At 47.6% G+C, this 26,250-nt stretch carries 24 protein-coding genes; 11 read left to right on the forward strand and 13 right to left on the reverse strand.

Features of this window, described 5'->3' with window-relative positions:
- Positions 1 to 34 precede the first annotated feature (34 nt).
- Positions 35 to 1,051, reverse strand: coding sequence for a ferrochelatase (hemH, locus tag B2739_RS00700; RefSeq protein WP_331343961.1), 1,017 nt, complete (start codon positions 1,049 to 1,051; stop codon positions 35 to 37).
- Positions 1,052 to 1,154: 103 nt separating this feature from the next.
- On the opposite strand from hemH, the gene B2739_RS00705 reads away from it, so the two are divergent.
- The gene (locus B2739_RS00705) at positions 1,155 to 1,526 is read left to right on the forward strand and encodes a thiol-disulfide oxidoreductase DCC family protein (RefSeq protein ID WP_331343962.1); all 372 of its coding nucleotides are present in this window, start codon (positions 1,155 to 1,157) and stop codon (positions 1,524 to 1,526) included.
- A 14-nt stretch (positions 1,527 to 1,540) separates the two neighbouring features.
- Positions 1,541 to 1,828, forward strand: a complete 288-nt coding sequence (locus B2739_RS00710) for a DUF6482 family protein (protein WP_331343963.1) — start codon at positions 1,541 to 1,543, stop codon at positions 1,826 to 1,828.
- Positions 1,829 to 1,865: 37 nt separating this feature from the next.
- Here the strand turns inward: B2739_RS00710 and B2739_RS00715 are convergent, their stop codons facing one another.
- The 4 genes from B2739_RS00715 to B2739_RS00730 form a co-directional block, all read right to left on the reverse strand.
- The gene (locus tag B2739_RS00715) at positions 1,866 to 2,279 is read right to left on the reverse strand and encodes a gamma-glutamylcyclotransferase family protein (RefSeq protein ID WP_331343964.1); all 414 of its coding nucleotides are present in this window, start codon (positions 2,277 to 2,279) and stop codon (positions 1,866 to 1,868) included.
- Positions 2,280 to 2,345: 66 nt separating this feature from the next.
- A complete protein-coding gene (locus B2739_RS00720; protein ID WP_331343965.1) occupies positions 2,346 to 3,470 on the reverse strand; it encodes a PQQ-dependent sugar dehydrogenase in 1,125 nt (374 codons plus the stop codon).
- A gap of 202 nt (positions 3,471 to 3,672) precedes the next feature.
- Entirely contained in the window at positions 3,673 to 4,293 is a 621-nt protein-coding gene (locus B2739_RS00725) for a DNA-3-methyladenine glycosylase I (RefSeq protein ID WP_331343966.1), read from the reverse strand.
- A 19-nt stretch (positions 4,294 to 4,312) separates the two neighbouring features.
- Positions 4,313 to 5,038 (reverse strand): YafY family protein, encoded by a 726-nt coding sequence (locus B2739_RS00730; protein ID WP_331343967.1) that lies wholly within the window; start codon positions 5,036 to 5,038, stop codon positions 4,313 to 4,315.
- A 184-nt stretch (positions 5,039 to 5,222) separates the two neighbouring features.
- On the opposite strand from B2739_RS00730, the gene pip reads away from it, so the two are divergent.
- The 3 genes from pip (at position 5,223) to B2739_RS00745 (ending at position 7,231) form a co-directional block, all read left to right on the forward strand.
- Positions 5,223 to 6,194, forward strand: coding sequence for a prolyl aminopeptidase (pip, locus tag B2739_RS00735; protein WP_049631077.1), 972 nt, complete (start codon positions 5,223 to 5,225; stop codon positions 6,192 to 6,194).
- Between the two features lie 119 nt (positions 6,195 to 6,313).
- On the forward strand, positions 6,314 to 6,754 hold the full coding sequence (gene dtd / locus B2739_RS00740) for a D-aminoacyl-tRNA deacylase (RefSeq protein WP_331343968.1): 441 nt from the start codon (positions 6,314 to 6,316) through the stop codon (positions 6,752 to 6,754).
- A gap of 57 nt (positions 6,755 to 6,811) precedes the next feature.
- Complete coding sequence (locus B2739_RS00745; protein WP_331343969.1) at positions 6,812 to 7,231, forward strand: GNAT family N-acetyltransferase; 420 nt, start codon at positions 6,812 to 6,814, stop codon at positions 7,229 to 7,231.
- On the opposite strand, the gene B2739_RS00750 is transcribed toward B2739_RS00745, so the two are convergent.
- The 7 genes from B2739_RS00750 to B2739_RS00780 all read right to left on the reverse strand — a co-directional run bounded on the left by B2739_RS00750 (position 7,226) and on the right by B2739_RS00780 (position 17,449).
- Positions 7,226 to 8,128: a diguanylate cyclase gene (locus tag B2739_RS00750; protein ID WP_331343970.1), complete on the reverse strand. Its 903-nt coding sequence runs from the start codon at positions 8,126 to 8,128 to the stop codon at positions 7,226 to 7,228. The genes B2739_RS00745 and B2739_RS00750 overlap by 6 nt on opposite strands.
- A gap of 44 nt (positions 8,129 to 8,172) precedes the next feature.
- Positions 8,173 to 8,967, reverse strand: a complete 795-nt coding sequence (locus B2739_RS00755; protein ID WP_331343971.1) for a gluconate 5-dehydrogenase — start codon at positions 8,965 to 8,967, stop codon at positions 8,173 to 8,175.
- A 104-nt stretch (positions 8,968 to 9,071) separates the two neighbouring features.
- Positions 9,072 to 9,911 (reverse strand): 5-dehydro-4-deoxy-D-glucuronate isomerase, encoded by an 840-nt coding sequence (gene kduI, locus B2739_RS00760; protein ID WP_331343972.1) that lies wholly within the window; start codon positions 9,909 to 9,911, stop codon positions 9,072 to 9,074.
- A 62-nt stretch (positions 9,912 to 9,973) separates the two neighbouring features.
- Positions 9,974 to 12,496: a glycoside hydrolase family 88 protein gene (locus B2739_RS00765; RefSeq protein ID WP_331343973.1), complete on the reverse strand. Its 2,523-nt coding sequence runs from the start codon at positions 12,494 to 12,496 to the stop codon at positions 9,974 to 9,976.
- A gap of 160 nt (positions 12,497 to 12,656) precedes the next feature.
- Positions 12,657 to 15,401, reverse strand: coding sequence for a TonB-dependent receptor (locus tag B2739_RS00770; protein ID WP_331343974.1), 2,745 nt, complete (start codon positions 15,399 to 15,401; stop codon positions 12,657 to 12,659).
- Positions 15,402 to 15,695: 294 nt separating this feature from the next.
- Positions 15,696 to 17,108, reverse strand: a complete 1,413-nt coding sequence (locus B2739_RS00775) for a glycoside hydrolase family 28 protein (RefSeq protein WP_414633202.1) — start codon at positions 17,106 to 17,108, stop codon at positions 15,696 to 15,698.
- A 122-nt stretch (positions 17,109 to 17,230) separates the two neighbouring features.
- Complete coding sequence (locus B2739_RS00780; protein ID WP_331343976.1) at positions 17,231 to 17,449, reverse strand: hypothetical protein; 219 nt, start codon at positions 17,447 to 17,449, stop codon at positions 17,231 to 17,233.
- Between the two features lie 501 nt (positions 17,450 to 17,950).
- Between B2739_RS00780 and B2739_RS00785 the strand changes: the two genes are divergently transcribed.
- The 5 genes from B2739_RS00785 to B2739_RS00805 all read left to right on the forward strand — a co-directional run bounded on the left by B2739_RS00785 (position 17,951) and on the right by B2739_RS00805 (position 23,184).
- Positions 17,951 to 19,471: an altronate dehydratase family protein gene (locus B2739_RS00785; protein ID WP_331343977.1), complete on the forward strand. Its 1,521-nt coding sequence runs from the start codon at positions 17,951 to 17,953 to the stop codon at positions 19,469 to 19,471.
- 325 nt (positions 19,472 to 19,796) lie between these two features.
- Entirely contained in the window at positions 19,797 to 20,954 is a 1,158-nt protein-coding gene (locus B2739_RS00790) for a Re/Si-specific NAD(P)(+) transhydrogenase subunit alpha (protein ID WP_331343978.1), read from the forward strand.
- 12 nt (positions 20,955 to 20,966) lie between these two features.
- Positions 20,967 to 21,266 (forward strand): NAD(P) transhydrogenase subunit alpha, encoded by a 300-nt coding sequence (locus tag B2739_RS00795; RefSeq protein ID WP_049631086.1) that lies wholly within the window; start codon positions 20,967 to 20,969, stop codon positions 21,264 to 21,266.
- Positions 21,267 to 21,268: 2 nt separating this feature from the next.
- Complete coding sequence (locus B2739_RS00800) at positions 21,269 to 22,675, forward strand: NAD(P)(+) transhydrogenase (Re/Si-specific) subunit beta (RefSeq protein ID WP_331343979.1); 1,407 nt, start codon at positions 21,269 to 21,271, stop codon at positions 22,673 to 22,675.
- 113 nt (positions 22,676 to 22,788) lie between these two features.
- A complete protein-coding gene (locus B2739_RS00805) occupies positions 22,789 to 23,184 on the forward strand; it encodes a VOC family protein (protein WP_331343980.1) in 396 nt (131 codons plus the stop codon).
- Between the two features lie 223 nt (positions 23,185 to 23,407).
- On the opposite strand, the gene B2739_RS00810 is transcribed toward B2739_RS00805, so the two are convergent.
- Positions 23,408 to 24,349: a sugar kinase gene (locus B2739_RS00810; RefSeq protein ID WP_331343981.1), complete on the reverse strand. Its 942-nt coding sequence runs from the start codon at positions 24,347 to 24,349 to the stop codon at positions 23,408 to 23,410.
- Between the two features lie 339 nt (positions 24,350 to 24,688).
- On the opposite strand from B2739_RS00810, the gene B2739_RS00815 reads away from it, so the two are divergent.
- Positions 24,689 to 26,179: a mannitol dehydrogenase family protein gene (locus B2739_RS00815; protein ID WP_331343982.1), complete on the forward strand. Its 1,491-nt coding sequence runs from the start codon at positions 24,689 to 24,691 to the stop codon at positions 26,177 to 26,179.
- Positions 26,180 to 26,250: the final 71 nt, after the last annotated feature.

Below are 26,250 nucleotides of genomic sequence, written 5' to 3' on the forward strand. Positions count from 1 at the left end.
TGCGGATAGTCCAGTGTAACTGCCCGGCACACGGTTAACGTTTCAATATTTCAACCAGCGCCGCAATATGATCAGTGCGATCATTGAGCGCAGCAATGTAGTCATACTTCTCACCGCCCGCCGCGATAAATGCATGGCGATTTTCAACGGCCAACTCCTCCAACGTTTCCAAACAATCGGCGCTGAATGCAGGGGAAATAATCGCGATATGCTTGATACCGTCTTTGGGCAATTGCTCCAGTGTTTCATCGGTGTAGGGCTTCAGCCATTCTTCGCGGCCAAAGCGCGATTGGAAACTGGTGAGGCAAATACTTTTATCAAGACCTAATTTTTCCTGCACCAACCGCGTGGTTTTTTGGCACAAACAAAAATAAGGATCACCCGCCGTTAAATAACGCTTGGGCATGCCGTGGTAGGAAAAAATAATTTTTTGTGGCAAACCATTTTTTTCGATGTGTTCGCGCACCGAATTGGCGAGCGCTTCTACGTACAACGGGTGATCGCAATAATTATTGATAAAATGTAATTCAGGCACCCAGCGCCAGCTTTTTAATTCTGTCGCAACCGCGTCAAAAGTCGAGCCAGTGGTTGGCCCGGCATATTGGGGGTAAAGCGGAAGCACAATAATTTTACGCACGCCCTCTTTTTGCAACTCGCGCAGCGCACCTGCGATTGATGGATTGCCGTAGCGCATACCCAATTTCACACTGTAACCATCACCCAATTGTTGCTGGATGGCCGCCTGTTGCTGTTTGCTGATCGCAAGCAGCGGCGATCCTTCACTGGTCCACACGCTTTTATAGAGCGCGGCAGATTTTCTCGGGCGCACACGTAAAATAATCCCGTGCAACACCATCATCCAAATAAGGCGCGGCACTTCAATTACACGTGGGTCAGATAAAAACTCGGCCAAATAGCGACGCAAGGCGGGAGCAGTGGGTTCATCGGGCGTACCCAAATTGGCAAGCAGGACACCAACACGCGGAGCAGGGCGGTTGGCGGCATGAAACACCGGGTCTATATCGTAATTCAATGCGCTAAAACGACTCATGAAATGCTCCAAAAAATGATCTGGTTTTCAAACAGCACGTAAGTATATAGGGAAACCAAAACCGGCGTTTAACTGACGCTAATTGCCTCACCAGGAAATCTGTATGCCACTACCCGTGCCCATCCATTGCGCCCAACTCTTTTTTGATGGCCGCTGCCGCCTGTGCGCGCGGGAGATGGCTCTTTTACGCAAACATAAACGACCTGGATTAGTATTGGTTGATATTCATACTCTGATGAACATCGACAGTAGCGTGCGTCAGCAAATGTTACTGGAGCTGCACATGTCGCTGCCCGACGGACGCTGGTTGCGTGGTGTTGATGCCAGTGTTAGTGCGTGGAGTTTTACCTGGTTCGGATTTTTGTTGCAGCCACTTCGATGGAAAATTTTCGCTCCATTGGTGGATAGGCTTTATAAACACTGGGCAGCAAGACGCTACTGCAATTTGTATGGCGAGTGTTCAATATCAAAATAAAAAGGTGGCCTGCAATGAACCAAAATGAACGCGCATTAATTTTTAGTATGTCTGATTGCGCAAGCTACCTTGCAGGAACCACGCGGGAGCCGGAAGGCCTTTCAGACGCTGTAACCATGTTGCGCACGCCCGACGGCAAGATCAGAAAATTTCCTAGCGCTTACCGCGCGCAAGAAGCATTGAAAGAGATGGGGTTTGAGCGTGGCTGGCTGGTCATGCAATCCCCTTACGATGAAATGATTGGCAACGGCCCCGCGGCACAAAAAACGGAATTACCGTTAGTATTCAGTCGCGAAACCTGACTCGATGCTGCAAAAAATAAGTGGCAAAAAAAATCCCTCAGGGATTTAAAAAGTCGCCGCTGTCGATGATCGATAATCCATCGGGCGTTTGTTGATAAGCATAGACCCAGCAAGCAATTTCTTTTTCATTATCAGCGTTAGCAAACACGGTTATTCGTTGATACTCCTGATCTGGTGTAGCGGGATAACTGCATTCTTCATACTCATCCAATGCCGATAATTGCGCAGCATCCTTGAGGCGATAAATTTCACCTTTCACCCAACCACCGCTTTCATCTATGACCAGCGCCGGATAATAACTCACGCGGTAAAGCCAGCCGCGCACGCTCGCGTTGGCAATAAATTCAGCACCCTCAAGATAACGCTGATGCGCACCGGTAGTGCAATCGCGTCGCAAAGTGCCATAGACAAATAAAAAAGTGCCGTAGACAAATAAATAAGAATCAACCATTGATCACCTGTTAGAAAAATTCCCGCAACTGCGGGAATTTTTTATGCCGGTTTATATAAGACCAATTTAACGTGGGGAAACCTGCAGGATTTTCCCTTTGCCTTCATCGGTTGCCAAATAGATCAAACCATCCGGCCCTTGCACAATTGAACGCAAGCGCTGCCCTATTTCTTTTTGCAGCATACGTTCTTCTTTTACGATTTTATCGCCATCCAGCACTAAACGCACCAATGTCTGCTCACGCAAGCTGGCCAGCAAAATATTATTTTTCCACTGCGGAAATTTATCTCCGGTGTAAAAAATAAATCCGGCGGTTGCAATGGAAGGAACCCATTTATAAGTTGGCTGCTCCATTCCTTCTTTATGCGTACCTTCACCAATTTTTCCGCCACCGTAATTTTCACCATAGGTGATCACCGGCCAGCCATAATTTTTTGCGGCGCGATCAATGTTCAATTCATCGCCACCCTGTGGGCCATGCTCGCCGGTCCACAACTCTTTGGTGATGGAGTTGATCGCTGCGCCCTGCATATTGCGATGCCCAAACGACCAAATTTCTGGCAGTGCGCCAGGCGTTTTTACAAAAGGGTTATCTTTTGGCACTGAACCATCGGCATTGATGCGCACCACTTTGCCTTGGTGATTGTCCAGCGTTTGCGCTTTGTCTTTTTCGCTGTAGCGATCACCCAGAGTGATAAACAAGGTGCCATCCGGTGCCCATACCAAGCGCGAACCAAAATGGTTGTTGCTGTTTACTTTGGGTTGCTGGCTAAAAATACGCGTGACATTTTCCAGCGCATTGCCATTTAATGTAGCCGAGCTCACTGCGGTGCTGTTACCGCCTTTGCCCGGTTCAGAATAACTGAAATAGATTTTTTTGCTGGTAGCAAAATCCGGCGCAGTCACTACGTCCAATAATCCGCCTTGGCCTTGCGCAACAATTTCAGGCAACCCGGTCAAAGGCTTTCCGATTTTTCCGTCGGCCGTCACTACACGCATCCGGCCTGCGCGCTCGTTTACCAGAATACTGCCATCGGGCAAGAAAGCCATGCCCCACACATTTTCCAATCCTTCCGCAATCACATTTACCTGAATGGTACCGGTTTCTGTTTTCACTTCTACCGGTTTGGCATGCACGACAGGCAATGCGAGCGACAATGACAAGGCTGCCGCGAGTAATGAATATTTCATCGATAAACTCCTATTGGAAAAACATGAATTCGTAACAATGGGCTCGCAAAACAGAGCCACGAAAATATAGTTTGACCTGATGTGGCCAGTGTAGTGTCGTCAGGGTGTCCGGCTTAAAGCTGGATTCGATAATGCGGGCTAGGGTAACAAGCCCACCAGAAGCAGGCAATTCAAGGATTGTTAAGGAATTACCAAGGCGTAATCAACGCGCCTTGGCAGCTGGGAATGCGGGAATTTTTTTAGCCAGCGCAGCGCAGGGTTTGTGGCGATGGCAATCCACAAAGTGATCATTCACCATGCCGCAGGCCTGCATAAAGGCATAGCAAATAGTTGAGCCGACAAAATTAAATCCTCTCTTCTTGAGCGCTTTGCTCATAGCGTCGGATTCCGGTGTGGTAGCTACCGCATCATGCATGCCGCGCAAGGTATTTTGCACAGGCTTGAAGTTCACAAAGCTCCATAAAAAGTGCACAAAATCGTCGCCATTTTTTTTCATCGCCAATAATGCTTTTGCATTTCTCACGGTGCTTTCCAATTTCAGGCGATTGCGGATAATGCCATCGTTCAGCATTAATTTTTCTATTTTAGCAGGCGTGTAACGCGCGATTTTTTCAGGATTAAAATGATCGAACGCGGCGCGATAATTTTCGCGTTTGCGCAACACCGTAATCCAGGATAAACCTGCCTGCGCGCCTTCCAGGATGAGCAATTCAAATAGTTTTTGCTCATCAAATACCGGAACACCCCATTCGGTATCGTGATATTCACAGTACAGTGGATCATCACCACACCAGCTGCAACGGCATTTTTCAACGCTTGGCATAACGCTATTTCCTATCAGGTTAATCGGAATGTGTTTCCATTTTCTCGGGCTCTTGCTCGCATCGCTCTTTCATCAAATTTAAAAAATGCTTGAGACTTTTTTGTTCGTGCGTTGCAAAGCTGTTATCAGTGAGAATGGTGGTTTGAATGCGGTCGAGGCGGAAGGTGCGATAGTCATTGCGCAATTGGCACCATGCCACCAGCGTCCACACTTTGCCCCAAAAAATCATGCCCAGCGGTTCAATCGTGCGCGAGCTGTGCTCTTCATCGGCGCGCACATAATCAATCACCACACAGCGATGCAAACGTATCGCCTCGCGCAGCGGTTGGCTGTGGGCGGTGTAATATTTTTGTACCTCTTCCATATTCGGCACGAGCAGCGGCAGGGTTTCATCGCTATGGCGCAAATGGTCGGGCAAGACCGCAAGAATTTTCTGGATCGCCTGGTTGGCATGGATCGCCATGTCGGTATCGCCCCAACTGCTGACCATACGCGCGCCGAGCAACAGCGCCTCTACCTCCTCGCGGTCAAACATCAACGGCGGAAGCTGGTAGCGATGCGACAGGCGATACCCAACCCCCGCTTCGCCCTCAATGGGTACGCCGGAGAGGCTGAGCGATTGGATGTCGCGATAAATCGTGCGCTCGGAGACGCGCAGATGTTCGCTCATCTGTTTTGCGGTGAGCACCGTGCGGCGGTTACGCAGCAGGGTAGTAAGCTGGAAAAGACGTTCAGCGCGATGCATAACAAAGTCCCGCAATCAGCCAGAAGAAACAGGGAATCGAACACAGAATGCGCTATGCTAGCCGCCACCCCTGACAGTTTATGTCAGCATGTAGGCAAGTGTTAACCCACGCGTAGTGTGCTACCTTTAGTGGACGTTATTCCCCAGCGCGATCCCCAGTGATTACCCCGAACAAGGCGAGTTTATGCAGATTTTTTATCCCGAGATAAAACCCTACCAGCGTCACCAAATTGCCGTAGAGCCGCCCCACGAACTGTATGTCGATGAATCCGGAAACCCTGATGGCATTCCTGTGCTGTTTGTCCACGGCGGCCCTGGTGCGGGTTGTGGCAAATATGACCGCCGCTTTTTCGATCCTGAGGTCTATCGCATTGTGCTGTTTGACCAACGCGGCGCAGGCCGTTCGCGCCCACACGCCGAACTCGACAACAACACCACGCAAAAGCTGGTGGACGATATAGAAGTCATCCGCAAAACACTCGGTATTGAGAAATGGGTGTTATTTGGCGGCTCCTGGGGCTCAACCCTGAGTCTGGTTTATGCCCAAACCTATCCCGAGCGTGTACTGGGTTTGATCCTGCGCGGCATTTTTCTGTGCCGCCAGGAAGACATCCATTGGTTTTATCAGGAAGGTGCCAACCGTTTGTTCCCCGATTACTGGGAAGACTTTGTAGATCAAATCCCGGCGGACGAGCGCAACAATATATTGGCGGCTTACTACCATCGCCTGATTGGCGAAAACCAAATCCAACAGATGTCGGCCGCCAAAGCCTGGGCGGGCTGGGAAGGGCGCACCGCCACCCTCAAGCCCTGTCAGGATGTCGTGGACTCCTTTACCGAGCCGCACCGCGCGCTGTCGCTCGCGCGTATTGAAGCGCACTACTTCATGAATAACTCGTTTCTTGAACCCAACCAGATCCTGCGCGATGCCCATAAGCTCGCCGGTATTCCAGGGGTGATAGTACACGGCCGCTACGATGTCATCTGCCCGCTGGATAACGCCTATGCCTTGCATCAAGCGTGGCCAGACTCCGAGCTGATTATTATCCGCGAAGCGGGCCACGCATCGCGCGAGCCGGGCATTGTCGATGCACTGATTCGCGCAACCGACGATATGGCCAAAACCTTACTGAACACGGGCGATCAACTCGCGTAACCTCGCAAGCAACCAGCCTTGAAAAAAACGGAGCCAGCAGGCTCCGTTTTTGTTACTGCCTCTTTTGCTGAATGCATTTAAAAAATACTCAAAAGCACAAAACGGAAGCCGAAAATACTATGTTAGGTTTAATCCAACGCGTTAAAAAAGCATCAGTTGATGTCAACAACGAAACCGTCGGGGCCATTGATCAAGGTATTTTATTGTTATTGGGCATCCAAAAAACCGATACCCAAGACACCGCTAACAAACTGATCGACAAATTACTCAGCTACCGGATTTTTTCCGATAGCGACAACAAAATAAATTGCAGCGTGCAGCAAATTGACGGCGGTATTTTGGTGGTCTCGCAATTCACCTTGGCCGCCGACACCAAAAAAGGCACCCGCCCCAGTTTTTCCTCCGCTGCACCACCACAACAAGCGGAAGCACTCTACGATTATTTTGTCGCACAGCTGCGCAGCAAACACCCAAAAATCGCCACCGGTATTTTTGCCGCAGATATGCAAGTGAGTCTGATTAATGATGGCCCGGTGACTTTTATGTTGGAGATGGAATAATTCTGCGATGAAATAGTCATGTCTGCTTAACATTTATTTTAATCACGGAACCGATACATGAACATTCAAATTGCACATACCCAAAAAGAGATTATTGCTTGTTATGCAGTAATGGCCGAGTTGCGCCCGCATCTGTCACAGGATGATTTTTTAGCGTTAGTTGAGCGCATGCATAACAATCACGGCTACGATCTGGTCTATCTGGATGACAATGGCATTAAGGCAGTAGCAGGCATACGCATTGCAGAATGGCTTTACACCGGGAAATATCTTGAGATAGATGATTTGATTACAACCGCCGCAGCGCGTTCACAAGGTTATGGCGCAACGTTATTTGATTGGGTTGCAGATTACGCACGCGAAAACCACTGCGTGCAATTACGGTTGGTTTCCGGTGTGCAGCGAATTGATGCGCACCGGTTTTATGAAAACAAAGGCATGAAGTTTGAAGCGAAATATTTTTCACTGAATTTATAATTCATTATTGTCACGCATGAGCTGTGTTTTTTCCCTTAATTCATCGAGCGAGATCCACAGTTCCTTGCGCTCAAGCGGAGTCGCTTTGGGAAGGAAAGGGTTTTCCATGTAAAAGGCTCTTCGGTTGGGCAAATCCGCTTTTATCAACACGTCCTTCACCTCTTTACTCGCGTAAAAATAGCGGTCGAAACTGCCATCTGCGAGCATTTTTTCCAATCCATCTTCCAAATCCTGGGCAACTTCGGGGCGATGTTTGCTGACAAAGAAATAGGTAGGCAACGGATAAACCAATACCAGATTTTTTTCCACATCCAATGCAAGCGTGGGGAACGCAGCTAATTCATTCCAAGCTTCATTCGCGCCGCGCGGGAAGGCATCAAATCGGGCACCGTCGAGCATATGGAACAGGCCGGGCTTTTTGGTGATTTTAACTACCTTGAAACCGGATTTTTCCAAAATATCCGAGTCTTGCCAGGTTCTGACCTGGCCGAAAGAAAATTGGCGCAAATCGTCAAGCGTTTGCACACGATCAAAACGCGCTTGATCGCCTTTGCGGATCAACAAAATGCGATGGCTCATTAACCCGCGATAGGCATCGATACGGATGGGAATAAAATCGTCTTCCATTTGCGCCGAGGTGCCACCCCACATCACGGTGATGTCACCCGATTTCATGGATTCCATTACCCGGTCGCGCGAATAAGTTTCCGCCGTTGTAACGTAAGTGTACTGCTTGCCGGACTGACGCAGTGCCAGCTTTAACAGCTCCTGCATATAGTCCGACTGAACCCTGTTCGGTTTGTTGTAAGTTATTGCCTGCCCGCTATCGGCAAGAGCGCTGCCGGAAATTGCACACACAAAAAGCGTTATCAGTGAAAGAATAATTTTTGCGTTCATTGCCTGTCACCCGTTAGCTGCACTCCTCCAGAGAGGGGCGAGTATTAGATTTCGTTAGACGGCTTACCGATTGTTGCCAGAATTCCACCATCGACATACACAATTTGGCCGGTGACAAAATCGCTGGCTTTTGATGCAAGAAAAATGGTCGCGCCTTGCAAGTCATCCGGGTCGCCCCATTTAGCGGCAGGTGTGCGGTTGATAATAAAATCATTGAACGGATGGCCATCCACACGGATAGGTTCAGTTTGGCTGGTAGCAAAATAACCGGGGCCAATGCCATTCACTTGCACATTGTATTTCGCCCATTCAGTGGCCATATTTTTGGTCAGCATTTTCAAACCGCCTTTGGCAGCCGCGTAAGCGCCGACAGAATTGCGCCCGAGCTCGCTCATCATTGAACAGATATTAATAATCTTGCCCTGACGACGCTCTACCATTTTGCGCGCAACCGGACGTGTCATGGTAAACACACCGGTTAAATCGATTTTGATTACTTCTTCAAAATCTTCCAGCGACATTTCCAGTAACGGCGTGCGTTTAATAATGCCCGCGTTATTAATCAGGATATCAATAACGCCATGGTCTTTTTCAATTTGTTCAACCGCTGCAATCACTTGCTCTTCATCGGTGACATTGAATTTGTAACCAAATGCGTTGAAACCTTTTGCGCGATATTCATTAACAGCATTGTCGATTTTTTCTTGCGATGAATTACCGTTGATAATTAAAGTCGCGCCTGCACTGGCAAGGCCGGATGCCATGGCCATGCCCAAACCGTGAGTCGCGCCAGTGACCAGCGCGATTTTTCCGGTTAAATCAAACAGTGGATGATTCATGTTTTTATCTCAATTTAAATGGGAGTCGTCATCCTCGCGTAGCGGAGATCCAGATTTTAAAACGCAATCCATGGATACCCTCACGCGGGTATGACAGAACAAAATTATTTCAATTCGCTGGGCTTGTGATGATCCATATCGGTGTAATCGTGGTTCTCTCCCGCCATGCCCCAAATAAACGTGTAGTTCGCTGTACCTACACCGGAGTGCATTGACCAGGGCGGCGACACCACGGCCTGTTCATTGCCCACCCATAAATGACGAGTTTCTTCCGCTGGCCCCATGAAATGGCAAACCGCATGGTCTTGTGGAATATTGAAATAAAAATAGGCTTCCATACGGCGGCTGTGCGTATGCATGGGCATAGTGTTCCAAATACTGCCGGGTTTTAATTCGGTCATACCCATTTGCAATTGGCAGGTGTCCAACACAGTGCTGATCATCAGCTGATAAATATCGCGCTCGTTACAGGTATCACCTGCGCCCATGTGCAATACTTTGCTGTTTTCCTTGTTTAATTTTTTGGTGGGATAAGTGCAATGTGCGGGCGTTGAATTCAAATAAAATTTAGCAGGATTAGCTGCATCGACACTGGAGAAAATCACTTCTTTGGCACCGCGACCAATATACAGCGCCTCTTTGGTGTTGATCTCATAGACCTCACCATCGACCGATACCTTACCTGCACCGCCAATGTTAATTGCGCCCAATTCACGGCGTTGCAAAAAATACTCTGACTTTAATTGATCGTAAGTTTCCAACGCGACCGGCTTGGTTGCCGGAAATGCACCGCCCACCATCAACCGCTCATAATGCGTGTAGGTAAATAAAACCTCATCAGCAGAAAAAATATTCTCCACCAGAAAATGCTTGCGCAATTTTTCGGTATCGTAATGTTTGTAGTCGTCGACGTGGACGGCAAAACGTTCTTCAAGGACTTTCATAATAAAACCTGCTAATTTGCTCCTCCCCCTTAGCAAGGGGGAGACTGGGGGGGATAAAAATTTTATTGCTTCAGCAATTTATACATTTCAAGACCCGCTAAAATAAACGGCGTATTGCCTTTAGGGTCGTTAGAAACAATGCGTTCGGTCATGTAATAGTTGTAGCTACCATCGCGACCAAAGCCCAAACCAGCCACCAGGCATTGATCATTCACACTGATTTTTCCATCGGCGTGGACGGTGACAAATTCATTAATCATGCCCTGATAACTTTTCAGCGCAAGCTCGCGATAGGTGTCTGCGGGCAAGTAACCTTTATTAACAGCCTTGGCATAAAAGTAAGTGAACATTGCACTCCCCGTCGATTCACGATAGTTCGCGATCTCGCCCGGTTTATCCATAATTTGCCACCAGGTTCCTGTCTCGGCGTCTTGATAGCGCGCAATATCCGCCGCTAATTCCACCGTAATATCGATCAGCGTTTTGCGCAATTCGGTTTCAGATTCAGGCAAATAATCGAGCACATCTACCAGCGCCATGGCATACCAACCCAAGCCGCGCGCCCAGTATTGCGATGCACGGCCATTTTCTTTGTTTGCCCAAGTGGCTTGTTTTGATTCATCCCACGCGTGGTAATAGAGGCCGGTGTCCGGGTTGCGTAAATGTTTGCGCGCGACCACAAATTCATGCACCGCTTCTTTAAAACTTTCGTGCTGTTGTTCGCCGCTTTCATACAGCGATGCATATTGCGCAAGGAACGGCATGCCCATGTACACACCATCCAACCACAATTGGTTAGGGTAAGTGGCGCGGTGCCAAAATGCACCTTCACTGGTACGAGGATGGCGTTTTAAATTTTCACGCAAAAAACCTACCGCTTTGCGATATTTTTCTGCACCGGTTTTTTGTTCCAGCAAAATCACCATTTGCCCGGGTTTAGTCAGATCGATACTGAATAAATCCGGTTCAAACGTATAGATATGCCCGTCATCGCGGATGTAACTGCCGGTCACGGTTTCCAATGCGCTGGTATACGCAGGGTCAGGGCTTAATTCATTTAATTCCTGCAGCGCGGCAATTTGCATTCCCACCACATCGTATTCAAATTTACCGGGGCGCTTGCGGTATTCGTCCCAACCTTGATAGTGGTAATTCAATGTTTTGCGAGCGAGTTCGGAGTCGGCCAATTTTTTAGACCAACCCAACGCAGCATCTGCATCCAGCGGTTTCTTTTTTGCATCGGCGCTGAGTGTAGATTCAAAACGAATGCGTGGGGTTTTGGTCAAACGCTCCACTTCCTGATCGAGGTAAGTTTTAAAATCCGCTTCGGTTTTAATGCCATCCAGCTCGTGCTCCCAAGCGGCGAGAAAATAATATTCCAGCTCGCCGCCTTTATCTTTCATCACCGACACATAGGAATTGTCGTCCTGGGTTTGCTCGGCGCGGTCATCGCGACGGAAAATCACTGCCATACCTAAATGATCATTTTCACCACTCAAACTTTGCTTGCCCCAGCTAGCGACATAAGTCCAGGCGTAGCCGCTAATCTCTTGTGGCCCTTCCAATAACGTCGTGCCTTTATGTTTTACCAAACCAATGGCCAGATTCGGTAACTGCTGGCTGGCGTGCAGTTTGACATTCACCAAACGGCTGCCTGCATTCATGGAAAAGTGCGCCGCGAGATCCACTTTTTGGTTATTGATTTGCCAGCCGTTGTAATTGATTTTAAATCCGGAATAAATATCGCCATTGTTGGTGATGATGGCATCGCGTGTGTCTACTAACGACACCAGATCAACACTTTTCCCATTCCAAAAACCAAAACCACCCATGCCGAGGGACTTGCCCACTTTCAACACATCTACGCCCCAATCAGCATTGATGTGATAGTCGTCGTAATTATTCACACCGACATTTTGCAACACGACATCGTTAACGCGTTTGCCAAAAATATCAAAACCGTTGCGCCAATCGAGATAAATACGATACGCCACTTTGTCTGATTCTATGCCAGGGCCTTCATAGCGAATCCAATAGGAGTGATCGGTATATTGCGGCGGTGGCGTTACGCTCTGCACATTTTTGAATGCGCCACCCACGTATTCTTTTCCTTTCCATTCACCGCCTTCTTTAATGGAAATTTCAGCCTGGGTTTGTTTTGTTAACGCGGGCTTGGCGATAGATGGATCGCGGGTAACCGTAAAAGACTTTATTTCTGCCGGAGCAAAATCCGACACCAGCAACAAACTATCAAGCGTGCCATCGCCATCGGTATCAACTGTTTGTGATGGCTGAGCCTGATCACCTACCAATACATTCAGGTGTTTTACTGCATCATCACCCGCGCCTATTCCCAAATCATAAAATGGTAAATAAACCGGTTCGCGCTGCAATGCAAAAGCATTGGCATTGGTAATCTCTGCCGTTGCCAGAATAAATTGTTGTTCAGCGTGCGCAACAGATGTTGTAGCCGTGGCATTTTGTTTATCAATGGATTGCTCTGTGGTTTTTTCCGGTGAGCATCCAACCAATGCTGCCAAAAAAATACCGCCATAAATTACTTTATTTTTAAACAATAGACTCACGATCTACCTCTCTCTTGCGTATCAATTCTTGCGCATCAATCGCACAGGCTTTAATAATCAAATAGGGATGCCAGCGAACTGGCATCCCTTTTTGTTGCTTTCACCATTTATTGCTTTCGCAATTCACATACTGCATTCGCACATATGCGCTCAAACACTATCAATACTTGTATTGCACACCGAGATAATATTGACGGCCAGTTGAGTGATAGTAAGAAAGACGTTTATCGTCTTCACTGCCAACCCATTGGTCATCCACTTCATCGGTCAGGTTTAACGCTTCGAAAGTAAACTTCCAATTGTCATTTAACTGATAGCCGAAGGACGCATCGACATTGGTGGTACCTTCCGTACCTTCCATCTCGTTACCGTCGCGACCAATTGGCGTAGTCAAATAACCGCTGCGACTTGCAATGGAAACACGACCACTGAACTTATCATCTTCGTAGTACAAGGTTGCACTGGATGACTCATCAGACAGGTCTATAAGAGGACGAATAGCTTGAACTTCGCCAGCAGGATTCAAATAAGCCAGATCAGAATCAACTTTAGTAAATGAGCCAATAAAACCAAAGTTGCTCAAAATGCCGGGCAAGAAAGTGAATGGCTGTTGATAGCTAATTTCAAATCCATCCAAATCACCACCTGGGCCATTCGCTGCGACAGAATAGTTCCACTGCTCATTTTCATTACAGTTAGGACCATAACCGCCCAAAGATGCCCCCTGGATGTTACACGCATCGATTACCAACTGAGTCGGCAAGCCAATATCCGTAAATACTGGCGTAGTACGGATGGTTTGAATATGACTTTCAATTTCCTTCTTGAATAAAGCCAAACTGATCATGCTTTCTTCAGCAAAATACCATTCAAAGCCCAAATCATAGCTCTTGGCTTTAGTTGGCTCCAAGAACGGATTGTTACCAGTAACCGTTTTATTAGTGCCCGCTACAGTGGTGCTTACAACTGGTGTAATTTGCAACAAGCCAGGACGAGAAATACCCTCAGAGTAACCAAAACGGATCAGGAAATTTTCGATTGGTTCTGCAGTTAAATTCAACGACGGCAATGTATCTGAGTAATCATGATCAACTGTGGTCAACGCACGCGCAGCATTGTTGGCATTTGACCAACCAGTAGATGTTTGGTCAGTTGTAAAATGGCGAACACCAACATCACCACGCACATTCATTGATCCAATATCAAAAGTGAAATCAAGTTGAGCGAAGTAACTAAGTGTATCTTCATCCACACTCCAAGTATTGGCGTAGTTTGGATCCATTGGCGAATCAAAGAAGCCATACTCCTCCATAATCAATGCTCTGTTGGGCACTAACCACGCACGTCCATCACCCAGACCAGAATCATATTCCATAATGAAATTTGGATTTGAATGCAGATCAATGCTGCGTGCACCTTCGCCCGCCGCTGGCACAAATTGATCCGTGGACATAGAGAACTTACGCGACTCAACACCGGTTTTGAATGTCAAACTATCATTCAAGTCAAACTCCACATTGACCTGACCAGTATCATATTCATTCAAAGAGCTTTGGGGACGATTACGCACAGCTGCATAAGTTTGATCAGTTGCCGATGCCGGATTACCCCACGTACTCGCGCTATAAGCAGTATCACCAAAGGTAAGCACGCCAGTGCCGCCATTGCGATAGTCGTAAGTAAAATCCACACCATTAGCGAGCATCATTAAGGTGTTTTGAATCGGGTTTTGGAAATCTGATTCACTGTGCCCCAGCATTGCATCGATACGGAAGCGATCACTAAATTCATGCTTGCCTGACAAAGTGTATTGAACAAATTCAGTGTTTAATTTATCAAATCTGTTCTCGGTAATTAGACGGGCATTTTCAAGATCAGCATAAATCAAAGTGTTATCACGAATTTCGTAGTCAACAACATTAGTAACTGAGTTACGGCCCGGATTTAAACTACCTTGCATGAATATTTCTTGACGTGTTGCGTCGTGCTCACTGTATAAAACATCCAAACTGATTTCTGAAACGTCTGTTGGACGGAATTGAATCGAAGTACTAGCGCCTAAGCGCTCAATTTCATGCTGGAATGAATCATAGCGAGGAATTCTAGGGCGGAAAGCAGTGTTGATCGGATGATTTGCATCAATAGCTACACCGTCACTAAACCCAAAGCGTTGTGATGCAACATTACTCCAACGTACAGTACTTGCCCCCTCATCTTTAACCGAACGCTCGGAATAGGACAACGAAAAGAGCGCACCCACTTTTCCATCGGCAAAAATATTACTTACCAAAAATGAGCCTGACGGATTGCTTTCTTCTGATAGATCGTTGTATCCCATCTGACCCGACGCAGTAAATACAAAACCATCATAATCAAATGGCTGTGCGGCTTTCAGATCAACTGTTGCGCCCAATGAACCTTCCTGAACATCAGCAGAACCGGTCTTGCGCACAGTTAGGGAGCTGAACAAATCAGATGAGAAAGTATTGAAGTCAAAATTGCGGTTGCGGTTATTTCCGTTCGCTGCATCGGTTCCGCCAGTGGTAGAAACAGATTCCATACCATTCACACGAACACGGGTAAACAATGGCCCCAGACCACGAACAGTAATATTTTTACCTTCGCCACCTACGCGGGTAATTGCAACACCCGGAATACGCTGCATAGATTCCGCAAGGTTATTATCAGGGAACTCGGCAATATCTGATGCAACAATTGCATCAACAAAGCCGCTTTGATTGCGCTTGATATTCATTGAGTTCTGCAAGCTATCACGGAAACTACCGGTAACAATAACCTCTTCTACGGTATCGTCGCCAGCACCCTGATCTTGTGCATAAGCGCCCATAGACAACGTACCGGCCATCATGGCTAACACGATCGGATTGAGTTTAAATTTTCTCATAGCTATTCCCCATCTTTTATTGTGATTAAATCATTGAGCTAGCGTAGCTGTGTCATTCATCGCACTCACAGCGTGACAACAGATGACACGGTTTCACAAACACCACAGTAATTGCCACACCTTGACGGCGAACAACTGCTGCAATTTGTAATCTGATTTTGTTTCAATCCATTTTTGTTTCAATCCATGCATTAGCCAATCGCACTGGATCAATCACGGTTTGCATTCATCGATGCGGCGTGTAACTTCCGCAGAAAAATGCTTTATGTGCAAACGATGGCAGCTGAACTGCCATCACACTTTAAATTCAACACCTTGGATAAAAACCTGATCTGCAACAAAGTTATCCATTTTTTCCAACACACCAATTTCACCCACTTGGGAAAATTGGCAATTGGTGAGATGCAAATGCTGGATGGGTGAGCGCTCATAGCCGCGCACCTGGAATACTTTTACTGCTTTTTGGCAAGTGAGATTGCGAATATCGATATTGCGCACAGTGGGCGTAAATTTTCCGGCGTCGCCTTCTTCGTAATCAAAATCGATCACAATGGCGGTGTGTACTTCGCCAATAGAAACATCGCGGATAAAAAAGTTTTCAATCAAACCGCCGCGCACTGAATTGGTTTTGATGCGAATGCCACGCTCCAGATCCGGGCTGCTCATTTCGCAATTTTCAACAAATATATTGCGCGCACCGCCAGAAATTTCGCTGCCGATCACAACACCGCCGTGACCGCTGCGCATTTTGCAATTGCTGATAAGAATATTTTCAGAGGGAATATTGATCCGGCGGCCATCGGCATTGCGGCCAGATTTAAGTGCGATGCAATCATCGCCGGTATCAAATAAACAATTTTTGATCACGACATTTTTGCAAGACTCAGGATCGCAACCATCGGAGTTGGGGCCAAGGCTCGCAAAATCGACACCATCGATAGTGACGTTTTCACACAGCACCGGATTGAGCAGCCAAAAAGGCGCATTGGTAATGGTGATGCCTTCAATCAATACATTGGTGCATTTATAGGGCTGCACAAACACCGGGCGCAAATAAGAACCTTCGGCATAAATACGCTGCTCAACCGGAACATTATTTTCCATGTCTTGCATCAGTTTATTGCGCGCCTCGGTCTGGGTTGGAACACCGGGAATACCCCAGTCCACCGAACTGAAATTGTTACCCTTCCAGGGCCACCAGGTTGTACGGTTAGCCTGGCCATCCACCGTGCCTTTTCCGGTCACGGCAATATTGGTTTGCCCGTAAGCGTAAATCAGTGGGGAATAACCCATGATTTCCATTCCTTCCCAGCGGGTTAACACCGCAGGCAAGTAGGCTTTGGGATCAGTCTTGAATGCGACAGTCGCATCCTGGGTAATATGCAGGTTGACGTTGGAGAGCAAATGGATAGGGCCGGTCAAGTATCGCCCTGCGGTCACCAACACTGTGCCGCCACCTGCGCTATGGCATGCGGCAATCGCCTTGGCAAACGCTTCGCTACAGTCATAGCTTCCGCCCGCTTGCGCGCCAAAATCGCGGACATCAAAAGTACGCTCAGGGAATGTGGGCACAACCACTTGCTGACGGATTTTTTCTGCCATCGCCCAGGCATCGGCCACGGCATCATGATCGGCTTTGACAGACGCTTGACGGGCACAACCTGCCCCCAAACCAGCCAATGCACCAAGCCCTACCACGCCGGGCAGGGTGCGGGAGATAAAGTCACGGCGACCTGATTGTAATAGGCAGTTATCTTTCACCAGTGTTAGCTCTCGTGTTGTCTTGCGTTTTAATTTTGTTGTTTTTCTTATTACTTACTTCTTTTTACTTACTTACGTTTACTGACTTCTTTAACTACTTTTACCAACTTCTCTAACTTATAGCCCTGTTTTGCAACCCTGCAGCCGTTTACTTCAGGGCGAATCCTTAAAAAAAGATAAATATCCTCATATAGAGTGAAAAACATTCTGGATGTCATATCTGATAAATGCAATACAGCTACCCCAAAAAATTCCACTATTCGGTAATTTTTCGTTAATTTAGCCATTTAATGATCATGTATACGTTTACATTTAAAATGCGATAGTTTTGTATACGTTTACACTTAACAATCAATAAAAATAATTTGAAAATTTTGTTTTTTATCAAAAGAAAAATTATTTCAATAAATTGAATAAAATTAGGATAAAAATGTTTTTTGGCGCGCCATCTTTTTATGTAACAGGCTAAGGTTTGCCATTGCACAAATGAAAACGGTTACATTGCGGGTTTTATGGGTTTTGGGGCTGTTGCGAGGGGTAAAAATCCGGCGTAGATTTGATCCCGGTATTGACCGAATACCATTGCCGATTTTGAGGCGCCGCAAGGCGCCTTTTTTTTCGGGACAGTTTTGACAGGCGAAAAATACGCCTGTATCGACATCCGGCCAGACCGCAATCGGGATACGACCCGTCGCAAAGGATAAGACCGCAGTAAAGGATAAGGCCCGCCGTAATAAGTGAGACGGTCTACACTTATCACTAGAGTCAACCAGAGAGAGACATCAAGCGTGAGCAGCATTATTGTTTTACATGACAGTGATAACGTCGGTATCTGTAAAGTCGCGCTGCCTGCCGGCGTGCTGTTTGCCGAGCGTGATGTCACCCTCGCGCGCGATATTCCGGCCATGCACAAAGTGGCTGTGCGTCCCATCGCCAAAGGCGAAGCTATCCTTAAATACGGGCAGACCATCGGGTTTGCCAGTGAAGACATCCCCGCTGGTGAGCATGTGCATGTACACAACTGCGTCATGGGCGAGTGGGAGAAAGATTACAGTTTTGGCAAAGACGCCAAAGCCACGCAATTTGTACCTGTTGACCAGCGCGCCACATTTCAGGGCTATAAGCGCGCCAATGGCAAAGTGGGTACGCGCAACTACGTCGGCATTATCACCACCGTGAATTGCTCGGCCACCGTCGCCAAAGCCATCGCCCAACATTTCACCTTCTCCGGAGAGCTGGAACAATTTCCCCATATCGATGGCGTCGTCGCCATGACCCACGACAGCGGCTGCGGTATGCGCTCGGACGGTGAAGGTTACGAAACCCTGCGCCGCACCTTTAATGGCTATGCGCGCCACCCGAATTTTGGCGGGGTGATGATGGTTGGCTTGGGCTGCGAAACCATGCAGATCCAGCGGGTGATGGAAGAGTGCGGCCTGGCCGATTCCAACACCTTTACTGCCTTTACTATTCAGGATGTCGGCGGCACGCGCATCGCAATTGAAAAGGGCATTGAAACCCTGCGTGCAATGTTGCCCTTGGTGAATCAGGCGCGGCGCGAAACTGTGCCCGCGAGTGAACTGATTATTGGTTTGCAATGCGGCGGTTCAGATGCACTCTCTGGTATTACCGCCAACCCGGCGCTGGGGATTGCGGGCGATATTTTAGTGCGCCACGGCGGCACAGTCATTTTGTCCGAGACACCGGAAATTTTCGGCGCAGAACATTTGCTCACGCGCCGCGCGCAATCACCAGAGATTGCACAAAAATTATTGGATCGCATCGAGTGGTGGAAAGATTACACCGCACGCAACGATTTTGAATTAAACAATAATCCATCGCCCGGCAACAAAGCCGGTGGCCTCACCACGATTATTGAAAAATCCCTTGGTGCACAAGCCAAAAGTGGCTCAACCAATTTGACCGATGTGTTTTTGTACGGTGAAGACATTACCACCAAAGGTTTTGTGTTTATGGATAGCCCGGGATACGACCCGGTATCCGCCACTGGACAAGTTGCATCGGGCGCACAAATTTTGTGTTTCACCACTGGCCGCGGCTCAGCTTTTGGTTGCAAGCCTGCGCCGAGCATCAAGCTTGCTACCAACAGTAAAATCTATAACCACATGCAAGAGGATATGGATTTGAACTGCGGCAAAGTGTCCGATGGTGAAATCAGTTTGGAAGAATCCGGTCAGGAAATTTTTGCAGAAATCCTTGCGGTTGCGTCCGGCAAAAAAACCAAAAGCGAATTGCTCGGCTATGGCGATAATGAATTTATCCCATGGAAAATTGGTGCGGTGGTGTAGCGACGATCTAGCCGCGCGATGGATTCCGTTGTTTATTGCGAGACCGTCTGCGGCATGGATGCCGCAGTCGAGCCTACAGGGACGTATTTACGGCGCGTCTCGCAATAAACAACGGAGTCCATAAGCCACTCCGATTGAACCAACATATAAAAGTAATTCGGGATCAATCAAAGAATTGACTCGTCAAAATAACCAGCAACAAGCTGGAATCTACTAGAAGCAAGTTACGGCAAGTTCCATTCGTATAGTCAACCACATTAATACTGTTATTGATGGAAACTTGTATTGCCGAAAATTTGCCACGACTACAGAGGGCGACAATAAAATGAAAATTGTAATTCCTAAAGAGCGACGCGCGCACGAACGCCGCGTTGCCGCAACACCCGATACCGTCAAAAAATTTATCGCACTGGGTTTTGATGTGGCGATTGAAAAAGATGCCGGTATTGCCAGCCGTATTAGTAACGAATCCTATCAGGAAGCTGGAGCAACCATCAGCGACAACCTCACTGACTTGTTGGGCTCTGCTGATATTGTATTAAAAGTGCAGCGCCCGCTTCTGGCGAATGAAGGCGATGTGAATGAGCTCGCACTGATCAAACGCGGCGCGCTATTAATCGCCATGTTTGCACCTTACGCCGAACCCTCGGCGATTCAACAATATGCCGATGCCGGTATCACCGCACTGACATTGGAATTTGTACCGCGCATTACGCGCGCGCAATCGATGGATGTGTTGAGTTCGCAATCCAACCTCGCCGGTTATCGCGCAGTATTGGAAGCAATCAATGTATACGACCGCGCCATGCCAATGATGATGACCGCCGCAGGTACCATTGCACCGGCACGCGTGATGGTATTAGGCGCAGGCGTTGCCGGTTTGCAGGCCATCGCCACGGCAAAACGTTTGGGCGCAATTGTGTCTGCTACCGATGTGCGCGCTGCATCCAAAGAACAAGTGGAAAGCCTTGGCGGAAAATTTGTGATGGTGGAAAGCGATGAAGTGAAAAACGCTGAAACCGCAGGCGGGTACGCCAAAGAAATGAGCGATGACTACAAGCGCCGTCAGGCGGAGTTGGTTTCTGAAACCTTAAAGAAACAAGACATCGCTATTTGCACCGCGTTAATTCCCGGCCGCAAAGCGCCCACACTGATTAATGACGAGATGGTGCACAGCATGCGCCCGGGTTCAGTGATTGTTGATCTTGCCGCGGAGCAAGGCGGCAATTGCACGCTGACCAAACCGGGCGAAATTATTGAGGTAAATGGCGTGACGATTATTGGCTTGTTCAATATTCCCAGCCGCTTATCGGCTGATGCCAGCGCGCTTTACGCCAAAAATATTTTAAATTTTGTAACACCCATGATCGATGCCAACAAACAGTTCAACGTGAATTGGCAAGACGACATTATCGCGGCAACTGTGCTCACACGCGACGGCGCGATAGTTCATCCCAACTTTAAACCGGCCACATCTGCCTAAGGGGAAGTGATCATGGAAACCAATTTTGTTTCGCAACTCTCTATTTTTGTGTTGGCGATTTTTGTGGGTTACTACGTTGTGTGGAGCGTAACGCCCGCACTGCACACCCCATTGATGGCAGTGACTAATGCGATCTCTTCTGTGATTATTGTCGGAGCATTAATTGCGGTCGGCCCCGAGGGCATGAGCCTGTCAAAAGTACTGGGCTTTTGCGCGATGGTGCTGGCAGCAATCAATATTTTTGGTGGCTTTACGGTCACGCACCGCATGCTCGCCATGTATAAAAAGAAAAATAAAGCAGGGGAGAAATAATCATGTCATCACTCAATGAAAATTTAACCTCGCTCGCGTATTTGGTTGCTGCTGTTTTATTCATTATGGCGCTGCGCGGTTTGTCATCACCCGAATCATCGCGCAAAGGTAATTTGTTTGGCATGTTGGGCATGACCATCGCCGTTGTCACCACCATGCTCAGCCCGGCAGTGACGTCTTATGGCTGGATTTTGGCGGCACTCGCGATTGGTGCCGTGATTGGTATTTTTATCGCGCGCAAGATTGCCATGACCGCAATGCCGCAATTGGTTGCAGCCTTTCACAGCTTGGTAGGTATGGCAGCAGTGTTGGTTGCCGGTGCTGCATTTAGCAATCCAACCGCGTTTGGAATTGTCAACGCAGCGGGTGAGATTTATATCGCCAGCCGCATTGAAATGGGCCTGGGCGTTGTCATTGGTGCAATTACATTTTCCGGTTCCGTCATTGCGTTTACCAAACTGCAAGGTTTGGTATCGGGCAAGCCGATTGTATTTGCAAGCCAGCATTTTATTAATGCCATTCTCGGCGCGGCGATTCTCGGTTTGATTGGTTATTTTTGTGTGGATCAATCGCCCTGGGTATTTTGGGGAATGACGGCGCTCGCATTTGTCATTGGTGTGCTGCTGATTATTCCCATCGGCGGTGCGGATATGCCCGTGGTGGTTTCCATGCTCAATTCCTATTCCGGTTGGGCTGCCGCAGGTATTGGTTTTACGCTGCATAACGATGCACTAATCGTCACTGGTGCACTAGTCGGCTCGTCAGGTGCCATCCTCTCCTATATCATGTGTAAAGGCATGAACCGCTCGTTTTTTAACGTGATTCTCGGTGGTTTTGGCGCAGATACATCAAGCGCGGGTGCAGCAGCTGGTGGCGATGATCGCCCGGTAAAACAGGGCAGTGCAGAAGATGCCGCTTTCATTATGAAAAATGCTGGCTCGGTAATTATTGTGCCCGGTTACGGTATGGCCGTTGCGCAAGCGCAACATGCTTTACGTGAAATGTGCGAAGAATTAAAAAAAGCCGGAGTCAAAATCAGTTACGCGATTCATCCGGTCGCTGGCCGTATGCCAGGGCATATGAACGTATTGCTCGCCGAAGCGAATGTGCCTTACGACGAAGTATTTGAACTGGAAGACATTAACAATGAATTCCAAACAGCGGACGTAGCGTTTGTAATCGGCGCGAATGATGTCACCAACCCCGCTGCCAAAACTAATCCGCAAAGTCCGATTTTTGGTATGCCGATTCTGGAAGTGGAAAAAGCGCGCACCGTATTGTTTGTGAAGCGCTCAATGGCGTCGGGCTATTCCGGTGTGGAAAACGAATTATTCCATCGCGATAACACCATGATGTTATTTGGCGATGCAAAAAAAATGGTGGAAACCATTGTGAAAAATCTTGGGTAACCTGTTTTACGTTATACGCATTCCGGAGTCATATTGAGTGCCCTCAAAAGCACTCTCTTTTTTATTAATCGACTTAACATTTTTTTGTCCGCAGAAATGAGTAGCAAGCCGTTATGAAGATTGAACATTTTGCTGTAAACGTTGCCGATCCAATTGCCATGGCCGAATGGTACGTTGCCCATATGGGGTTGCGCGTTGTGCGCAAACAGGATGGCGGCGCTAACACACATTTTCTCGCGGATGATTCCGGCGATGTCATGCTTGAAATTTATAATAATCCGCCCGATCAGGTGCCGGATTATAAAAATATGAATCCGCTGTTATTGCATTTGGCATTTGTGTGCGACAACCCGGAACAGAAGCGCGCCGAATTGGAAGCGGTAGGCGCAAGCTTTGCGGAAGAAGTGCATATTAAAGATGGATCACATCTGGTGATGATGCGCGACCCTTGGGGGCTGGCAATCCAGTTGTGTAAGCGTGGGAATAAAATGCTGCGTTGTCAGCAGTAAATAACATTAAATCTAAAAATCGTTAGCGATAGAAGCTGGACTCCCGCGAGCGGGAGTGACGAAGAAGTTAAAAGCAAGAGCAATCTGAATTTACAAGAAAAACCGATCTGAATTTAAAAGAGATAATACGTTAATTGCAGAAATCTACTTAAGATGGAAGTCGTCATCCTCGCGCAGCGGGGATCCATTTCCCCGAGCACGAGAATGAAATGTCACAACCGGCCTATGCGCCAAGTTCTTTATCAAAAACAGCTTTATCAATAATTGCACCGCGATGGCGAATGATAATACCGGCGCAGCGAATACCTTGTTTGGCAGAATCCTCAATGGATTTTTTCTGCAAACGCCCGGCGAGATAGCCAGCGTTAAATGTATCGCCCGCACCGGTAGTATCAATAACAGCTTGCACCGGTGGAACAGGTACACGAATTTCAGCATCGGGCGTAATGATCACCGCATCATCCGCTCCACGCTTTAATACCAGCTCATGCAGACGGTATGCCGCATAGCGTTGTTTGCAACCTTCGATGCTGTCATCGCCCCACAGGAGTTGTTCGTCGTCCAGCGTGAGCAAAGCAATGTCGGTGTATTCCATGATCGCGAGCATGGCTTGTTGCGCTTCGTTTTTATCGCGCCACAAACGCGGGCGATAGTTGCTGTCGAATGCAACGATCACACCTTGCTGACGCAGTTTGTGCAAGGCGTTATACAAAAACTCGCGCGACTTCTCGCCGATGATCGCAAGCGTAATACCGCTCAGATAAACGCAGTCGCAATGCATCAGCTTTTGGCAAAGTTGGTCAGCGGCTTCTTGCGATTGGAACAATTCGCGTGCGGGCGCTTCTTTACGCCAATAGAAAAATTCGCGCTCGCCGTCCGGACGGTTGCGGATGATGTACAACCCCGGTGAACGCCCGGGAACTTGTTTGATCATGCCGGTGCCGATATTTTCATTGGCCATACGTTGCATGATTTGCGCGCTGTAAGGGTCATCGCCCAATTGGGTGACGTAATCAGTCTGCAACCCCAAACGCGTCATATAAACGGATGTGTTGTAGGTATCGCCAGCGAAAGAAAGTGCCATCGTTTCGCGGCCGTTGCTGTCGGCAGTCGGGAAAGGAGAAAGCTCCACCATGACTTCGCCAATTGCTGCTATGTGTGCCATGTTAATTGTCCACAGATATACAAATGAATATTTATAAATTACGTGTGCAGTGCTTGTTGGGTAATTCGATGCACGTTTTAAACAGCGCAATAATTAACCCGGTAACTATATCACTTGTTAATTATCAACCCTAGAAATTTGTGCAATTAAAATGAAGTTGTTTAAAAAAACAAATTGATTTTTCCTGATTGGAAATCAGGTTATTTTTATTGCAGAAAGAATATTTTTTTCAGTGCTGTTTTTATATTTGATAAGCACCGAACATACAGGTTTATTTTTTTACATTTTTTATTTTCGCGTTTTTTTATTGACCGCCATTAACCTTGCTGGATTTTTATAATGAGTCGTTTAAACAACAATAGTTTGTCACAGTTACCCAAAGACGTTGCCTTACCAAAGTATGATCGCGCGCACTTGGTGCCCGGCATTGTGCACTTGGGCATAGGTGCATTCCACCGCGCACACCAAGCTTTTTATACAGAAGCGGTATTAAACCAGTTTGGCGGTGATTGGGGCATTATCGGTAGTAGCCTGCGCTCACCCAGTGTGCGCGATCAACTAGTCCCGCAAGATTGTTTATACACATTGGTTGAACGCTCGGGCGATGGCGAAAAATTACAAATTATCGGCGCCGTAACCGACACTTTGGTCGGCCCGGAAAATCCGGCTGCATTGGTTGCAACCATGGCGCAACCGAATATTAAAATTGTATCGCTCACCGTGACTGAAAAAGGTTACTGCCACGACCCTGCAAGTGGAAACCTGAACGAAAACCACCCCGACATCATTCATGATTTACAACATCTGGACAAACCGGTTTCTGCAATTGGTTTTATTGTTGCCGCATTAAAACAGCGTTTTGAAAACAATCAAAAAGCATTCACTGTATTGAGTTGCGATAACCTGCCCAATAACGGTGAAGTGCTGGAAAAAGTCGTGCTGCAGTTTGCGCAAAAAATTTCACCGGCATTCGCTGGCTGGATTAAATCCAATGCCACTTTTCCCAGCACCATGATTGACCGTATTGTTCCTGCTACAACCGATGATGACCGCCGCGATATTGAAGCGCGTTTGAGCATTAACGGTGAACCCGTGCGCGATGAAGGCATGGTGGTGTGCGAACCTTTTTCGCAGTGGGTTGTAGAAGATAAATTTGCCGATGGCCGCCCGGCATGGGAAAAAGTTGGCGTACTTCTGGTTGACGATGTACGTGTTTTTGAAAAAATAAAACTGCGTTTATTAAATGGCGCTCACTCCACCATGGCCTACACCGGTTATCTCTCCGGCTTCCAATATATCAGTGAAGTGATGGAGCAACCTGCGTTCGTCAATTTGGTAAAAACTTACATGGCGCGCGAAGCCGGTGAAACCATCAGTGCGCCTGCAGGTTTTGACATTGAAGCTTACAAACAACAATTGCGCGACCGCTTCTCCAATAAAGCACTCAAGCATCGCACCTGGCAGATCGCTATGGATGGCTCGCAAAAATTGCCACAGCGCTTATTGGAAACCCTGCGCGAACAATTAGCAGGCAATGGCAACATCGATATTTTATGTTTGGGCGTTGCCGCCTGGATTCGCTATGTATCCGGTGTGGATGAACAAGGCAATGCGATTGAAGTGTCCGATCCGCTTGCAAAAGAATTGCGTGCCGCCTGCGATGCCAATCAAGGTAACCCTGCAGGCATGGTAAAAGCGGTTGTGGGAATTCAAAAAGTATTTGGCAGCGATTTAATTAATGAAGCGCGCTTTGTTGCAACAACGACACAGTGGTTGGAGCGTTTTTATAGCAAAGGTGTATTCAATTCTATTAAGGACGCTTTTCAATAACATTTCCTAACGTCGCACTCATTCGTGGGGATCCAGCTTGCAAAAATGGATCCCCGCTTCGCGAGGATGAC

It is taken from the genome of Cellvibrio sp. UBA7661, assembly GCA_002483365.1.
GTDB lineage: Bacteria > Pseudomonadota > Gammaproteobacteria > Pseudomonadales > Cellvibrionaceae > Cellvibrio.

Bases quoted from the DNA above. Each gene is read 5' to 3' on its own strand.
- B2739_RS00715 (WP_331343964.1), bottom strand. From the start codon at position 2,279: ATGGTTGATTCTTATTTATTTGTCTACGGCACTTTTTTATTTGTCTAT.
- kduI (WP_331343972.1), bottom strand. From the start codon at position 9,911: ATGAAAGTCCTTGAAGAACGTTTTGCCGTCCACGTCGACGACTACAAA.
- B2739_RS00745 (WP_331343969.1), top strand. From the start codon at position 6,812: ATGAACATTCAAATTGCACATACCCAAAAAGAGATTATTGCTTGTTAT.
- B2739_RS00780 (WP_331343976.1), bottom strand. From the start codon at position 17,449: ATGGCTAAATTAACGAAAAATTACCGAATAGTGGAATTTTTTGGGGTA.
- B2739_RS00810 (WP_331343981.1), bottom strand. From the start codon at position 24,349: ATGGCACACATAGCAGCAATTGGCGAAGTCATGGTGGAGCTTTCTCCT.
- B2739_RS00800 (WP_331343979.1), top strand. From the start codon at position 21,269: ATGTCATCACTCAATGAAAATTTAACCTCGCTCGCGTATTTGGTTGCT.
- B2739_RS00750 (WP_331343970.1), bottom strand. From the start codon at position 8,128: ATGAACGCAAAAATTATTCTTTCACTGATAACGCTTTTTGTGTGTGCA.
- B2739_RS00705 (WP_331343962.1), top strand. From the start codon at position 1,155: ATGCCACTACCCGTGCCCATCCATTGCGCCCAACTCTTTTTTGATGGC.
- B2739_RS00720 (WP_331343965.1), bottom strand. From the start codon at position 3,470: ATGAAATATTCATTACTCGCGGCAGCCTTGTCATTGTCGCTCGCATTG.
- B2739_RS00795 (WP_049631086.1), top strand. From the start codon at position 20,967: ATGGAAACCAATTTTGTTTCGCAACTCTCTATTTTTGTGTTGGCGATT.
- B2739_RS00710 (WP_331343963.1), top strand. From the start codon at position 1,541: ATGAACCAAAATGAACGCGCATTAATTTTTAGTATGTCTGATTGCGCA.
- pip (WP_049631077.1), top strand. From the start codon at position 5,223: ATGCAGATTTTTTATCCCGAGATAAAACCCTACCAGCGTCACCAAATT.
- B2739_RS00730 (WP_331343967.1), bottom strand. From the start codon at position 5,038: ATGCATCGCGCTGAACGTCTTTTCCAGCTTACTACCCTGCTGCGTAAC.
- B2739_RS00790 (WP_331343978.1), top strand. From the start codon at position 19,797: ATGAAAATTGTAATTCCTAAAGAGCGACGCGCGCACGAACGCCGCGTT.
- B2739_RS00815 (WP_331343982.1), top strand. From the start codon at position 24,689: ATGAGTCGTTTAAACAACAATAGTTTGTCACAGTTACCCAAAGACGTT.
- B2739_RS00770 (WP_331343974.1), bottom strand. From the start codon at position 15,401: ATGAGAAAATTTAAACTCAATCCGATCGTGTTAGCCATGATGGCCGGT.
- B2739_RS00805 (WP_331343980.1), top strand. From the start codon at position 22,789: ATGAAGATTGAACATTTTGCTGTAAACGTTGCCGATCCAATTGCCATG.
- hemH (WP_331343961.1), bottom strand. From the start codon at position 1,051: ATGAGTCGTTTTAGCGCATTGAATTACGATATAGACCCGGTGTTTCAT.
- dtd (WP_331343968.1), top strand. From the start codon at position 6,314: ATGTTAGGTTTAATCCAACGCGTTAAAAAAGCATCAGTTGATGTCAAC.
- B2739_RS00725 (WP_331343966.1), bottom strand. From the start codon at position 4,293: ATGCCAAGCGTTGAAAAATGCCGTTGCAGCTGGTGTGGTGATGATCCA.
- B2739_RS00755 (WP_331343971.1), bottom strand. From the start codon at position 8,967: ATGAATCATCCACTGTTTGATTTAACCGGAAAAATCGCGCTGGTCACT.